This window comes from Paraglaciecola algarum, assembly GCF_021532655.1.
In the GTDB taxonomy this organism is placed as follows: domain Bacteria; phylum Pseudomonadota; class Gammaproteobacteria; order Enterobacterales; family Alteromonadaceae; genus Paraglaciecola; species Paraglaciecola algarum.
Genome location: NZ_JAKGAS010000005.1, coordinates 33918 through 49547, shown reverse-complemented (window position 1 = coordinate 49547; position 15630 = coordinate 33918). Strand labels below are relative to the sequence as shown.

Genomic DNA, 15630 nt, shown 5'->3' with positions numbered 1-15630 from the left:
TATTGCTTGCTTAGCTAGATTGCTTAGAAAAACGTATAAACTAAGGTAACCGCTGTTTGTGTGTCTAAGTTTTCTTTTCCATCTGGTACATCAGAGTTATGATCTAGTACCAAGGATACTTTTAACGAAAACCCGTCACTTATTTGAGCTGAAACAGACGATTCAGATTTAGATTTAGTATTATCACTTCCCACTTCTGAACTGACTAGTTGCTTAAACTGGGCTGTTTCAGATATTTTTAAGCGGTAATCCATTGAAGCCCTGACAATCAGGCCATTTTCACTTTCACCGGTTTGACGTTTAGCAAATGAGTAACCTGGACCAATACTGTAACTAAATTTGCTGTCGTCATCTTGCCAAAGTTTTTGTGACCAACCCGCAGCGATAGTTGATTGATAGTCAAAACTACTAAATCTGTCGTCTTCGTGTGAAACGAAACCAAAAACACGATGGTCTGGATTGGCTAATTTATAATTTCCTTGACCAGATAAGAAGTATTTTTGAGCTGTGGTTTGAGACACATCGTTTACTTCATCTTTCTTGTATAAAGCCTCAAATTTATAATCGTTGCTCCACATTTCTAACTCTTGATGAGCAGAAATTTTGCCTTTGATAGAGGTGGTATCTGTATTACCCGAAGTAGAGATAAACCCAAACTCCCCGTCCATGGAAAAAGGCTTTTCTTTATCCGCGGCAAAGGCTTGACTAGAAGCTAATAAGCTTAAAATTACTAATGTTTTTTGCATGTTAATTCCCTTATTCTAAAGCTATATAACTAGCTTAATGGTCTAAATTAAAATTGCGCGCAGTGTACCTAATATCTTTCTAGATTTCTGTTAAATTATTATTAGACAATGGTATTAGGCAGGTATCAAAAAAATTGATATACCAGAGTGACAGCGGTTTGGGTGTCTAATTCTTCGCTACCTTGTGCCACACCCGTATCATGGTTCATCACAAAACTGAGCTTCATGCCTAAGGCACCGTTTAGTTTGGTTGATAAAGTGGTTTCAGATCGCGTTTTAGTAAAATCTGGATCAGCTTCAGTACTTAAAAATTGCCTGAAGGTAGCATGAGCAGAAAACTTCCGTTTGTATTCCATTGCGGCTCTTACGATAAGCCCACTATATTCAGTTTTATTACTGTTTTCTTCAATCTCAGATATAGCGTAACCCGGCCCAACACTATATTTTAACTCACTTTTATTACTGCGCCATAAGCGAGAAGACCAACCTGTTGCTACAGCCGCTTGATAACGAAAGCCGCTAAAGCGCTTTTTTTCATATTCTCCGTAGATAAAAATACGGTTATCTGGATTAAGCAATTTATAATCGGTTTGTAAGGATAAAAATAGCTTTTGGGCAGCAGTGGCCTTAACCGACTCACCATCAATATCTTTTTTACTTTGCTTGTAGAATGTGTCACCAGTGATTTGATATTCCCAAGCTTTTAACTCTTGGCTAGCGTTTATCCGGCCTTTTATTATTGAGGTATTAGTATTGCCATTGGCAATGATAAAGCCGAATTCGCCTACCATTGAAAGTTCTTCATCAGCTTTGTAATTGGGTTTGTCAGCCATATACAAAGAACGCATAAAGTTGGGTTTTGCAGTAACAGCTAGTGGTAAACACAAACTTATGATGAATAAAACTTTTTTCATTGGGTAAAAATAAATGGTTGGCAAAAATTGTAACAATTGTAACGGTTTTTTATTCGGATGTAGATTGTTATTTGAATTTTGGTCCCATTACACCTAGCACGGATTCAGCTTCCATAGATGCATATTTTATTGCGTCTTGCATATCTTCTTCAGATAAATTTAATGTTTGAAATATCTTAGGGGAAACAAGTTCACTGACTGAATACAAGTCTTCGTCGCACATAGCTAAACCTGCACGGACTGCAAAATAAACCACTGCTGCTTCTTTATTTTGAAGCGCTTTGTTTTCGTCGTGAGCACTTTGTACTGGAATATATAACTGGGCGGGTAACTTCCAAAACTCCAATAAATTTGCACTGCAGGTGACATAGTGAAAACCTAAAACTTGTTGCTGTAGTTTCCAAGGAGAAATGTTTTTACTGTATTTACTGCATTCTATGGCCAGATTAGGTGATTTTAATGCGACTAACAATTCACCTAAATTATGTAATAAACCCAATAAAAAGAAGCGTTCACTGCCCCTTATCCGAACTATTTTAGCAATATGTTTTGCCACTAACGCAGCGTAGATACTTTGTAACCAAAAACGCTTTAGGTTAATAACGTTACTACTAAAGTGTTCAAAAGCAGAACTTGCAGTTTCTACCATTACTAGGTTGTATAAGGCTTCTCCACCAATAATGTTAATGGCTTTACCTAGTGAGTCTATTTGTGATTCAAATCTAAACAATGGGCTGTTAGCCAATTTTAATAATTTGGATGCTAAGGATGGGTCCAGAGCTATTAGATTGCCAATGTCGTCTAAAGTTGACGTTTGATCGTCAAGCATTTCGCGGATACGTGTGCAAATATCGGGCAGTGCAAAAGACTGGCTGGCAACTCTGGCTATTTCCAAAGGATTAATTGATGACATTGGCCGCTTGGTTATTAACTAACTTAAATTAAGTATAAACATCTGTGACAGCTATTACACTTAATTCAAAGAATTTATTCTTTATTGTTATTTTGAGGCGGGGTGAAGATATCTATTTGTTGATTAGGGTTATGCTCGTCCGATTTAGGACGTTTAACCAAGGCTGCACGTTTTTTACGTAAGCCACAGGCTTTAATGATTTTACTTTGCACATCTTGCTCTAATTTAAACCAATGCATTCTTTCTTCTCGGGAGCGATAACATCCTTTACAGAAACCTTTAGGCCCAGCTTCACATACACCAATGCAAGGGCTTTTAATTTCAAAAATTTCTATCTGTTTCAACTGTTATCTCGAGAAAAGAGTTACTGACAGTTAAAGTATAATATAAAAAAGGCCGCAAATAGCGGCCTGTGTTTAAATTGACTGTATTGAGTGTTAGCTCTTACTACCAGATTTTGACTCTATCTTCTGGTTTTAGATACATAGTATCACCTTCTTTAACGTCAAATGCCTCATAAAAAGCGTCTACATTAGGCACTATGCCATTGACTCGAAATTCGCCCGGTGAATGAGGTCCCTGCAATAATTTAGCACGTAAGGCATCTTCTCGTTGTTTACTGCGCCATACTTGTGCGTAACCCATAAAGAAGCGTTGTGCCCCAGTCAATCCGTCAATCACCTTGTCTTGCTTGTCCTGTAAATACATTTGATAAGCTTTATAACCTATGGTCACGCCAGCTAAATCGCCGATGTTTTCACCCAAAGTTAATTCACCATTGACGTTTTGCCCCTCAATTGGTTCGAATTGACTATATTGCGCTGCCAGTTTTTTACCTAGCGCGTCGAAAGAGGCTTTGTCTTCTTCTGTCCACCAACTTCGTAGGTTACCATTTCCATCATATTTAGAACCTTGATCATCAAATCCATGACCAATTTCATGGCCAATTACCGCGCCAATTGCACCATAATTGACGGCATCGTCTGCATGCATATTAAAGAATGGTGATTGCAATATGCCTGCTGGAAAGCCAATTTCATTCTTAACTGGGTGATAATAAGCATTAATGGTTTGGGGAGTCATACTCCATTCTGTTTTATCAACAGGTTTACCAATTTTGGCCACATCTTGCATGTGATCAAATTTTTGGTAACTAAAATAATTACCCACTAAATCATCAGATTTGATGCTTAGGCTAGAATAATCTCGCCACTTATCCGGATACCCAATTTTAGGTGTAAATAAGGAAAGCTTTTCTAATGCTGCTTTTTTAGTGTCTGCAGTCATCCAAGTTAACTCTTTAATACTTTGCTCATAGGCCTTAGTTAGATTAGTCACCAACTCATCCATTTTTGCTTTGGCAGCAGGCGGAAAATGACGTTCAACATATTGTTGGCCTAATACTTCACCCAAAACGGAACTAGTCGCAGATACTGCTTTTTTCCATCTGGGCCTTTGTTCAGGAATACCGTTTAAGGTTGTGGAGTGAAAGTTAAAGTGTATATCAACTAGCTCTTGGCTTAATCTTGTCGCGTAGGTATCCACTAGTTTGAAAGTTAAATAATCTTTCCAAGTTTGAAGATCATGTTGTGAATACAAGTCTGATACTTTTTCGAAGTAGGGCAAGTTCCTAATAACCAGTTCTTTCACGTGACCAATATGACTCGCATCAGCATAAGCCTGCCAATCAAAATCACCTAAAAGTGAATCTAATTCTTCAGCGGCTTTTTTGTTGTAATTTTTTTCTGCATCGCGGCTTTCAACTCGTGAAATATGTATTTCAGCAATATGTTTTTCAAGCGCCATTAACTTGCTTGCAGCTTCTGTGGGGGCAGAGTGTTGCGTCGCAGTTAAAATATCTGCCATGTATTTTTCTGTCGCGGCGCGAAAGTTAACGAACTTCTCTTCTTCTTTCGAGTAGTAATCTCTATCAGGTAAGGTCAAGCCACTTTGGTATATATACATAGTGACGATTTCTGGATCTTTAGCATCTGGTGAAACGTAAAAATTAAACGGGCCCCCCACACCTAATACATACAACTCACCAAATTTACTGGCAAGTTGTTGCATGTTACTTATTTGTGCAATGCTATCCAGCTGGACTTTAAGTGGCCTTAACCCTTTGGAGTTCGCTAATTCAATATCCATGTAGCTGTTATACATATCGCCCAATTTCTGCGTATTGCTGCCCAATTTGGCTTGAGTATTGGCCGCTTCTTGAATTAATGTTTTTAGATTTTCTTGAGTGTCATCAAACAAAACGTTAAACACGCCGTAGCCAGACTTGTCAGCTGGAATTTCGGTAGCATTCAACCAAGTACCATTTACATGACGAAAAAAATCATCTTGAGGTCTAACACTATTATCTATAGCGGTTAAATCAATGCCTGATGTTAGTTCTACCTTGGGGGCTTGTTCAGATTTTGTTTCTGGATTTTTACTAGGGGTACAGGCACTAAGGCCCATGGCTAGGCTGACACCTAACGCAATTATACTTCTTTTATTCATTTTCCTGCCTTAACTTGGTTATAAAACGACAACATAAAAATACAAAAGTATTTCTTGTGTACTCACCATTTTTCTTATTTTTACTTCGACACAGCTCTCTATTTGGAGCTTGTTTTTTGCGAAGCAACAGAGTTTACCGTTTGGTCTAGTTAAGTACAAAATTACTGTGTTTCATTTTGTAATACCATTCCATCTTAATATGTGATCACTCAGAGTGCATCCAGCGGATTTTGATTGAGGCGTCGCTATGCATGTAATGGTTGTTCCCTTTCCAATAGCGAGTACAAAAAGCAAAAAACGCTGGGGCACACCTTTCAGGCGAGTTTTAGAAGAGCTTACACATGCGTTGCATGACTTTGAAAGAGCACTAGCAGTCTTATAATAAAGAGCTGTCAATCATGCGCCTTGTTTAAGCTTTTTTAAACTCTCGCTGAGTGACTACATATTGAGATGGAATGGTATAGATAAGTTTTAATGCGCAGTTTATTTGTGATCTGGAAGTCCATTTAAAGAGCATTCATTTGTCATTCGTATAGCTGTTAAATTATCGTTGAATGATTGCATATGGGTTAATGGAATTCACCTGATCAAGGGCTTTGAGTCGCCCCAATTATCTATAGCTAAATTACACTGATTTAACGGTAGATAATTGGAGGATGTAGATTAGTAAATACTTTGAGGTTTACTCGATACTTCTTATTGAACCTCAAATATATGTGTTGATTTACAATTACTCACATGGTTCTTCCAACCTCCGTTTACGTCATTTCTGTCGGTTGATAAGCACCAACCACGGCCATTATTTTTTCCTGAGTATTTAACTCTTCCATTTTTGGTAACTGATACAGCATCAATGAAAAAAGCATTATCAGAGTTAGTCCTTAGTTCTAATTTAACACCTTGAGAAGGACCTGTTAGATTGAATAAAAGTGGAGAGTTGTTTTTACAAGGAGGGGCATTAACAGTGGAACTAGAAACTTTTTTTATCCCTATTACTAGACTAGCTGTAATGCTGCCATTGGTACCTTCATTTTTTAAATCATTGTGAAAACAATCAAGGCTAACTCTGTAATTTTGCAAAGAGAGGTTAGGTTGAGGAGCTGGAGTTGGGCTTGGATTAAAACCTTTCATTCCAACATAGTCGCTAGGCAGTTTAGTAGGATAGCTGGCACTTTTTACGGAGGCTAACATCATGTCATTACCGCAGGTATTAACTTTAGCTATTTTAAAAGGCTTGCCAGGAGATATGAATGTTTGCCCATTGGCTATTAAAACTTCTGGCCCTCCGGTTATATGGTAGGTGGGCATTTGATCACATTTAAATGGCCAGTCATATCCAGCATATTGCCCAAACATTGTAATTGAACTTGAGTCCATTAGGTATCGCCCAAGTTCAGCTGCCCCAAATTTAATCACTTCTTGTGCCGCCGCTTTGACTGCTTCTTTAACCACAGTTTTAACTAATACTTTACCTGCTCCGGCAGCCCCACCTGTAAGCACACTTAGCCCAATATCGCCTACTAGTTCAGCCACGGGTTTAATACAATCAAAGTCGGTTTGTGGATTAATACCGTCGGGCTGTATATGTGCTCGTAGGGTAAACCAAACGGCTCCAGTAGATCGTCTAAATTCACCGGGTTTATCATTAAATTGAGCGGGGACTATACCGTAATACAAGCACCCTACTTGGTCTAATGACACCGAAACAGGCCAGCTTGTGTAATTGATTATTCTAAACCCTGGGCTTTTTTTATTACCGGTTTTGCTGACTTTTTCCCACTCGTGGTTAGAGAAAATACGATATCTATCACCAAATGCTTGAACTTGAAATTTTGAGTAACTGGTTCCAGTTGATGTATAGTTTGTAACAATGAGTTTTTCCCCATAACTACTTTTACCCGTACCCTTTAATGATGCAGGGGTACCCGACAATTTACCGGTTATTTTAGTAATTAAACATAGCCCTCTAGAGCTTGCTTTCCAAGTTCGCCCTGGACCTACTTTATACTTGTCATTTTTACACCCTGGATAATGAACTGTGCCTGAAATTGTGTATTCAGAATTATTTTTAATGCTTGCTTTGGGATACGCTGCGGTGGCTTTGCTGCAATGAGCTATAAAAGTGAAAAGCAATATTGTGGAAAGTAATCTAGTTAACATTTGAAAAACTCCGTTTAAATGCGGTTTTACTCTTTACCGCTCCATGTTTTACAAAACCTTGAGCCTTAAATTAGTTGGGGTTTTGTAAGCGTAACAAGAATCCATCACTAACAATTTTAATCCGGCTTGATTTGCTTTACATCTTAAGGGGGCTGAATTGAATATTGTTAGTATCTTGTTCTTAAGGTTTAGCACACTTTATGTACAAGTACAATTCGGCCATTGGGAATTATTCTATACTTTATAAGAAGGTATTTATTTAACTGGCTTTTCTTGAATTAACTACATGAACTTGGTTTTTTCCTTGCTTTTTAGCTTGGTATAGCGCTTTATCAGCATGGTTTATCATGGACTCTAAGGTGTCGGGCGCTAGATTTTTATGATTAAACATACCGTTATGGGAGCCTGCTACGCCTAAACTGGCGGTAATTAAAAGTTTATTGCCATCAAGAATAAGCTCGATAGTTTCAATTTCTTGTCGAATTCGTTCCGCTTGCAACTTGGCTTGTTCTTGGGGCGTTTCAGGTAAAAATATAATAAACTCTTCGCCTCCCCAACGAGCTGAGATATCGCCTTTGCGACAGGCTTTGGTTATACAAGTAGCAAGTGCAGTTAATATTTTGTCTCCTGTATTATGACCATGGTTATCATTAAACTTTTTAAAATAATCGATATCAATTAGCACAATTGAGGCATCGCGTTTTTTTCGGGTAATGTTTTGCCAAATTGGATTTATCTGGCTGTGGAAGCCACGTCGGTTATTTATTTGGGTTAAGGAGTCTGTTCGTGCATATTCTTCGGCAATGACTTTGTCTAACTGCGCGGATCTAAACTGTCTGGCTAAAATAAGTGAAAGTAAAATGGCTTCTAGTGCCATTCCTACTTCAATGGCTTTGAAAGTATAATCATTATAAGGCACTACTATGCCAGCTACAGCTAAAGTAGAAACAGTAATACATAAAGCGGCCGTTACAGACGAAAACAAAAATATCAAAGCAAAAGGACGATTAGCATAGTAGGCCTTAAAGCCCATCACTATGAATAATATAACGAAGCAAGTATTTAATAAAAATGCCAAAAGCATGGAAAAAAACAGCTGGTTGAATACGAAACCTACTAACATGCCTGATGGTATTAATATAGTTGCCTTAGTCACAATCCCATCTAGCTTAAGTGCATATTCTTTGGTTTTTAAAAGTGTACGTGTAAAGTGTAAGCCGGCAATACTGTAGGTTATCATCAAAAATATATCTAACCAGTCTTGGAAATAGGCTCCAAAATCATAGGTGATAACAGTGTGCAGTTGGCCCGTATAGGACAAACTATTTAATATAAAACCGATTAAATACAAGCTATACAAACCGTATTCTTGCTGCTTGATAAATACATAAAGCACCAGATTATACAAGGCTAAGGCCGCCATAATTCCATACAACAACCCATACTGATATCCCGCAGATATATCTCTTTTTATAGCATGTTCTTTGGCACTAAAATGTATAGGTATCGCCATTGGGCCCTTCGTTTCAATTCGAATATATACCTCTGTTTGACCGGGCTCAAAATTGTGTTCAAAGGCATAAAACCTATAGGCCATTGGCCTTTGTTCGAAAGGGTACCCATCGCCACCTGGTATATGTTTAAGTACTTGTTTACCTGATGTTAACCAAGTATCAATATAATCAAGCCAAGGAGTTTCTATGGATAATCGGTATTTTTGCAGGGTTGAACTGTTATTTAAAACCGTAAACTTCAACCATGCTGGAGCGACATTAATTCCTAATGATATAGATTGATTAGAACCAGTTTTGATGGAAGACGTGGTGAAATTTTTCTGTGCTTGAGCAAGAGAGAGTGGTTTGTCCGCTTCTTGAAAGTATTCGACACGGGCGCCAATTGTACCCTCCTTAAAATCAGGGATAGAAATAGCTGCAGCGTTGGTTTTAAAGGCCACTATCGAAGTGAAAAGAAGAAATAAATAAAAAGTCAAAAGCGAATGTGAGCAAATATATTTCAATAATATCTGATTTGAAATTTTTGGGGTAAAGCTAGATCGCTTGAGAAAATAAGATGAATTAAGCATGTTTGTCATTGTATAGCATAAAATGAGGTTAAAGTATTTAGTATGAATACCATGGCCGAGTGGTGCGATTTGTTTGCGACAATCATGATAATTTAAAGGCAAAATTAATCATTCAGAATTAGTGATTGGGCAAGGTGCATGCCAACACTTCTTGGTTAAATTGCCTAAATATGTCGAACTTACTTGGCGGAACTGGCTTTTGAAACAAGTATCCTTGTCCATATTGGCAATTCAGTTTATTTAAGAAACGGTAACAGTCCAGGGTTTCAATACCTTCGGCAATAATCTCCATTTTTAATTCATGGCCCATAGCTATGATAGTTGAGGCTATCGTATTGTTTGCAGGCATAAAACTTCGGTCAATTTTTAAAATATCGAAAGGTAAATTTTTAAGGTAGCTTAAACAAGAGTATCCAGTGCCAAAATCATCTAACAATAATTTAATGCCTAAATCAGATATTTCGTATAGGGCTGAAACACTCATTTTATCTTCGGTTATTGCAATATTTTCAGTGATTTCAATATGGATACATTCCGCAGGTAAAGAAAGACTAGTTAATATATCGGACAGGCCCTTAGCAAAAAATGGGGCTTTTAATTGAAAAGAGGAGACGTTAATTGCCATGATGTGTTTCATAGTCCCGGCACTGTGCCAAGTTTTACATTGTTCACAGGCTTTTTGTAGAACCCAGTTGCCAATTTCTATGATTTGTCCAGAATGCTCCGCAACTGGAATAAACTCATCTGGGCCAATAGTTTCATTTTCGGCATTGGTCCAACGAATAAGTGCTTCGCTGCCGACTGTTCGCCCACTAGAGAGTTGAACTATGGGTTGATAAACTAAACTGAATTCATTATTTTTTATAGCATTACGCAGTTGTTTAGCAATTTTCAACTTTCGATTTTGTATACTTGCGGACAGAGAGTCATAAGGTTGGAACTGATTTTTACCTGCACTTTTAGCCTGATATAACGCAGTATCTGCGTGTTTTAATAGGGATGTGGGATCTTTTCCATTTTCTGGATAACAGGCGATACCTATACTGGCAGTTATTAGTATTTCTGAGTCAGCTAATCGTACGGGTTTTCTAATGGTTTCAATTATCCTAGTTGCCACACAATCAATAGTCTCAACTGAGTCAAAACAATCGATAATGGCCACAAACTCATCACCACCAAAACGCACTACTAAATCATTATCACGCATAGCTAGTGAAATACGGTTTGCCATTTTAACCAACAATTTATCGCCTATGGTATGACCCAATGTATCGTTAATATCTTTAAATTGATCTAGATCAATAAACATCACTGCAAAAATAGAATGGTTGCGTGAAGCATTGCTAATGGCGTGAGTAATGTTGTCTTCTAGTATATTTCGATTGGGTAAGCCGGTTAAGGTATCTAAATAGGCAAGTTGTCTATCGTGCTCCTCACTTTGTGCCAATGCTTTCATTGTTTCTTCTCGTTTAGTGAGTACCCGAGAAACTGAAATTGAAATAAATAAGGTTATTGACAGTACAATTAACGAACACAATATGATCAGCCAAATCGTTGCTTTTGCTACAAAATTAGTTGTTCTTTCTACTGGTTGCTCAAACTTATTAGAATTATTTTTAAAGTCTGACAATGCTGTCATTATCTGTTCTTGCAGTGCGAGTAGACTTACCTCACCATTTTGATAACGATTCAAGGTATTTAATGCTAGATCTGCACTTTTTATATCGTTTTCGCAAAGTGTAAGAATTGCTTCGGTATTTAGCAACTTCATTAATACTCTATCTGTTTTATCGATTGTGTCTAAACAGTCGGCGGGTTGATTAGCGCATCTCTAATTTTGTTAGGGTCGATAGTCTGTTTTAAGGTAATAAGTTCGCTAGGAGCAGATATTAATACATTTAGTTCGTTAGTGTATTTGAAATGGCGCATATTCAGTTGGTGTAAGTAACTGCTATGCATAAGAGTGAAAAAACTCCACAAGATTATCAGTGAGAACGCAAAGAAAATGATGCTTAATAATGGTAACGCTTTTTTGACCCTTTTATTTTCTAGATCCATTAATTTCGGGGCCTTTGTATCAGAAGAATTGAGAGAAAGTTAACGCTTTAATTATGACTTTCATTACTTGAATATTTAAACTTTATAGCATAATTTTTTGCGGTTTGTATATCACCTTAACCTAGAGTTTTTTGATTTGTATGATAAGTAAACAAGTTCGACCAATTAGCTTTAGGGAAACTTATTAGTGATTGTTAGGGAGGGATTTATTTTTTGTTTTGTATATTTTGTGCAATTACTAGTGCCAGAAAATCACGTATAGTGCTCAAACTTAATTCAGCACCTTTTATGTGTTCTTCTAAATGTTGGATTTGATTTTCTTGCTCAATAAACTGGCGGTTTTCAAGCTCAATTAAAAGTCGTTTTAAGGTGCTTTCTGTGTCCGTGATTAAGGCACGTAAACGTTCAGTACTGAGCTGATTAACATTTGGCACTAGATGTATTCCTTACTTTATTAGATTTGAAATAATAATGCATATAGCCGGTATGATAAAAAATACTGTGAGTATATAGATTAAGGCTATTAATTTGTTTTCAGCAGCACTTCGCCCCATCCACTGGGCACATTTTACTGGGATGTACCTTAAAAATGGTGTGCCATAAATAAACAACACACCTAAAACATTGTAGGTCAAATGAATAAATGCTATTTGCAATGCAGCCTCACTATTACCAGTGACCGCCGTGGCCGCTAGCACTGCAGTGACACAGGTACCAATATTGGCACCTAAGGTGAAAGGATAAATTTGTTTTAAACTAAAGGCGCCTGAGCCAGCTAGTGGGATCATTAGAGAAGTGGTGGTCGATGATGATTGTACAAGTACAGTTACTAGTGTCCCCGAAAAAATACCAGAAATCGGGCTGCGACCTATTGCTGCATGCATGATGGTTTTGGCTTTGCCCACCATTAGTTTTTTGAGTTGTTTACCTACTAAAGTGATGGATAAGAAAATCAGAATAATGCCAAATATGATCAACAGGATCCCACCTGTTTGCTCTCCAAAAAATTGCATGGCCTGTTTACTGCTGTTAACCACAGGGTAAGTAGCCGTTTTTACAAAATTAAAACTACTTATTGAAACTTGATCGCCGCCATAAAAAAAGTGGGCTAATTTAGATCCTAATTTCTCTAGCAGCCCAAAACTTATCTCCAAGGGTAGAAAGATAACCACTGATAATAAATTGAAGAAATCGTGAACTGTGGCAGCTGAAAAAGCTCTAGAGAACTCGGCTTTAGCTTTAACATGACCCAAAGATACTATGGTGTTGGTAATTGAGGTGCCAATATTGGCGCCCATGACTAAAGGTACAGCTACCGATACAGGTAAACCACCGGCCACTAACCCGACTATTATGGCGGTGACTGTGGAGGAAGATTGAATTAATGCAGTGGCTATGGTGCCAATGACTAACCCAGCAAAAGGGTTGCTAGCAAACGCAAATAATTCTTTGGCATGCCCTCCGGCAGCCATTTTAAAACCCCCACCTATTATACTTACTGCACAAATTAGTAAATAAACCAGCGCGGCAACTACTAACCATTGGGCAAAGTTGTTTGACGTATTAACTGAATTATTTGAATCAAGTGTGCTAGTGAATTCACTCATTTTTATTTTCCATAAATATTTAACCGCAAGAGTATAAAAGTGAAATGCGACAGGCTTATGACAGGAAAAATACACTTAAATGAATTTTGTACTTAGCTTTTAAAAAAGCCCCTAGATCTGATCCAAGTTATGTTGAATTCATTTATCATGGAGTTATTCAAGTTGCTAATTGTTGGATCTTAAGTAGTGAAAAATATTGAAATATATGAAGAGCCAATTGCTCTATACCAATTGTTAAAATTTGAGGCTTTGGTGGCAAGTGGTGGTGAAGCTAAAATCGCCATCGATGAAGGACGTGTGTTGGTAAATGGTAAAATTGAGACTAGACGTCGAAATAAAATAATGTCCGGGGATATTATTGAGTTTGAAGATCAAAGATTTACTGTGATGTTAAAGTGAACGCCCAAAAACGTTCACTGTGTTTATCGTTATTTTTATCATCATTTACGCTGGTGGAGCACCAGCATTGATGAGGTTAATCTCTCTTTGAGGGAAGGGGATTTCAATACCCTGTTGTTTGAAGGCATCATAAATCGCTAAGTTAGCCGTATATTTAAACTCAAAATATTTGTAAGTTGGGGCTAAAAATCGAATACCTATATTGATGCTACTGTCGGCAAACTCATCTATACCGACTATAGTGCCGCGTTCAGTATTAATGCCTTGAATACCTTTAAGAGCTTGCTCGACAACGGCTATTACTTGGTGGGGATCGGATTTATAAGCAACCCCTACACATAACTCAACTAACTTTTCTTCTTTTGAATTGTGCATGATCTCACCAACTACCAATCGGTTGGGGATCTGAATACGCACATCATCTTCGTCTATTAAAATGGTGTAAGCCAAATGCACACTTTCCACTAAACCTGTTTGGCCTTGTACACTCAAGGTGTCACCCACCACAAAAGGGCGAGTGATGATAATAGTTAATCCTGCCGCATAGTTGGACAACATACCTTGTAGTGCCAAACCAGCACCTAGCGACAAAGCACCAATAATGGCAATCAAAGGTGTTACGCTAATGCCTAGTCGAGCCAACACCATTAAAATCACCACCACTAGCACGACTAAGTGTGCAGAGTTACCCACAAATCGGCTTAAAGTGACATCAATTTTTTTACCAATCATCAAACGTTCAACCGCTTTTCCAAGTTTTTTGGCGATCATGTATCCCACAATCAAGATCAATATTGTGACTGTGATTTGCATGGCGTTATCTGTTAGGTATTGGGTAACTGTTTTAGAAATAGATTGGATCTGTTCGATTTCTTCATTCATAGGTGGAATGTTCCGAATGGATTATTTTTATGAAATTATCATAAAGCATTTATTGTGTTCGCTGCAATTCATTGCTGTTGTTTAAAATTGTTGTTTTAAGGCTCTTATCTTTTCTTCTTGCTCTATGCGTTCTTGTGCTTTATCTAGCACATCTTGTTTTTGGCTCTCAAGTTGTTCCAACATAGCTTTTTTAGTATCAGGGTCAATACTGGAATTGTGTTCTATCGCTTTTATTTTCTCTTCAATTTCTTCGAGTTTTTTGCGATCTAAGCCAATACGAGCGTCGAGGATCAACTGCATTAAATTGTCAATATTGGTTTGTTCTTCACTTGTGGTTGGGGAGTTTTTACTTTCTGTCATTTGCTCAGTCTGTTGAGCATTAACATATTTACCGGCCGAAGAACTGTTGCTGGCCAGTGCTTGGTTAAAACGCTCATAAAATGCTTTTTTCATTTTATGGTTATCAGTCCAACCATCTAAATTAACAGCAAATTCCAAAGCACCATACAGGCCAGAAAATAACTTTTGTATGCCTTCAGTGCTCCATTGCTGCTCAGGGGCTTGAGGTGTTTTGGCTGCTTGTCCTTCAATTTGCACGCCGAACACTGCAATATGCATGTGCAACTGCAGCATCATCACATCGGTTTCTTTCATTCCCTTAGTGGCTTCATCCCATGCTTGTTTGACAAAGTCAGGGGCATTTACCGGTGGAAATACCAGTGACCTAGATAAACCAACTTCAACAATGCCGTCATTATTTAAATCTACACGATCAGAATGGTCCGGCTGTTTAATTAAATTGGTTGCCCCTTCTTCGCTTAGACCGCTTACATAAATATTTTCTGCAAGTGAATTTACTTTTCGTAGTAAGGATAGTTCGTCAGCGTCCATTGACTGTAAAAACTGTTTAGAAGACTTGCCTGTGTCGGCCATTTCTGTTTGTGCATGGTTAAGTAGTTGTTGAAATTCAGCTATCTCAGAGTCATTCACATCACGCCTGTGTAATAGTTCAAGGCTTCGCTGGGTTAGGTTAATACTGGTTATCAAATTTAATCCCTTAAGTTGCTGTTATTAAATCAAAAGAATAGCAATTTATGAGCCATGGTTTTTATCCAGAACGTTGGGTTATGCAGAATGTTTGGTGGGCAATATGTGGCCGTTAAGCGGTATCAATATGCCGAATAAAAATTAACGTGGTTGTCCTGTTTATTTTTCTGTTTATTTTTAACAGCTGAATCAAAAGAAAACGCATATATTTATCGTTTTATTTTAACAGCATGACAAAATTCAAGAGTTTCATTCTCCTTTGAACCACAGAGTTCACCAAGCACACAGAGAAAAAGTTAGAAAATAGGCTAGT

The 15630-nt window shown here is 37.7% G+C and carries 13 protein-coding genes; 1 reads left to right on the top strand and 12 read right to left on the bottom strand.

All coding sequences use genetic code 11. The annotated features are described in order from the left end of the window. Nucleotides 1-23 precede the first annotated feature (23 nt). From L0668_RS10485 to L0668_RS10440, 10 genes are all read right to left on the bottom strand, one after another. Nucleotides 24-746, bottom strand: coding sequence for a DUF481 domain-containing protein (locus L0668_RS10485; protein ID WP_235312399.1), 723 nt, complete (start codon nt 744-746; stop codon nt 24-26). Between the two features lie 125 nt (nt 747-871). Next, entirely contained in the window at nt 872-1660 is a 789-nt protein-coding gene (locus L0668_RS10480) for a DUF481 domain-containing protein (RefSeq protein ID WP_235312397.1), read from the bottom strand. 67 nt (nt 1661-1727) lie between these two features. Further along, a complete protein-coding gene (locus L0668_RS10475) occupies nt 1728-2573 on the bottom strand; it encodes an HDOD domain-containing protein (RefSeq protein WP_235312395.1) in 846 nt (281 codons plus the stop codon). A gap of 74 nt (nt 2574-2647) precedes the next feature. Then, nucleotides 2648-2917, bottom strand: a complete 270-nt coding sequence (locus L0668_RS10470; RefSeq protein ID WP_235312393.1) for a DUF1289 domain-containing protein — start codon at nt 2915-2917, stop codon at nt 2648-2650. Nucleotides 2918-3020: 103 nt separating this feature from the next. Next, nucleotides 3021-5081, bottom strand: a complete 2061-nt coding sequence (locus L0668_RS10465) for a M13 family metallopeptidase (protein ID WP_235312391.1) — start codon at nt 5079-5081, stop codon at nt 3021-3023. 696 nt (nt 5082-5777) lie between these two features. Further along, on the bottom strand, nt 5778-7241 hold the full coding sequence (locus tag L0668_RS10460) for a hypothetical protein (protein WP_235312389.1): 1464 nt from the start codon (nt 7239-7241) through the stop codon (nt 5778-5780). 259 nt (nt 7242-7500) lie between these two features. Beyond that, entirely contained in the window at nt 7501-9195 is a 1695-nt protein-coding gene (locus L0668_RS10455) for a sensor domain-containing diguanylate cyclase (protein ID WP_235312387.1), read from the bottom strand. A 247-nt stretch (nt 9196-9442) separates the two neighbouring features. Further along, entirely contained in the window at nt 9443-11095 is a 1653-nt protein-coding gene (locus tag L0668_RS10450; protein WP_235312385.1) for a putative bifunctional diguanylate cyclase/phosphodiesterase, read from the bottom strand. Between the two features lie 493 nt (nt 11096-11588). Continuing rightward, on the bottom strand, nt 11589-11816 hold the full coding sequence (locus L0668_RS10445; RefSeq protein ID WP_235312384.1) for a hypothetical protein: 228 nt from the start codon (nt 11814-11816) through the stop codon (nt 11589-11591). Nucleotides 11817-11828: 12 nt separating this feature from the next. Continuing rightward, complete coding sequence (locus L0668_RS10440) at nt 11829-12989, bottom strand: Na/Pi symporter (RefSeq protein ID WP_235312382.1); 1161 nt, start codon at nt 12987-12989, stop codon at nt 11829-11831. A 186-nt stretch (nt 12990-13175) separates the two neighbouring features. Here L0668_RS10440 and L0668_RS10435 point away from each other — a divergent pair, with 186 nt between their 5' ends. Beyond that, nucleotides 13176-13388, top strand: a complete 213-nt coding sequence (locus tag L0668_RS10435; RefSeq protein WP_235312380.1) for an RNA-binding S4 domain-containing protein — start codon at nt 13176-13178, stop codon at nt 13386-13388. A gap of 45 nt (nt 13389-13433) precedes the next feature. Here L0668_RS10435 and L0668_RS10430 read toward each other — a convergent pair whose 3' ends face one another. Together L0668_RS10430 and L0668_RS10425 are read right to left on the bottom strand one after the other, a co-directional pair. Beyond that, nucleotides 13434-14270 carry a mechanosensitive ion channel family protein gene (locus L0668_RS10430; protein WP_235312378.1) on the bottom strand — a complete coding sequence of 279 codons (837 nt, stop codon included), beginning with the start codon at nt 14268-14270 and terminating at the stop codon, nt 13434-13436. A gap of 81 nt (nt 14271-14351) precedes the next feature. After that, nucleotides 14352-15317, bottom strand: coding sequence for a hypothetical protein (locus L0668_RS10425; protein WP_235312376.1), 966 nt, complete (start codon nt 15315-15317; stop codon nt 14352-14354). Nucleotides 15318-15630 lie beyond the last annotated feature (313 nt).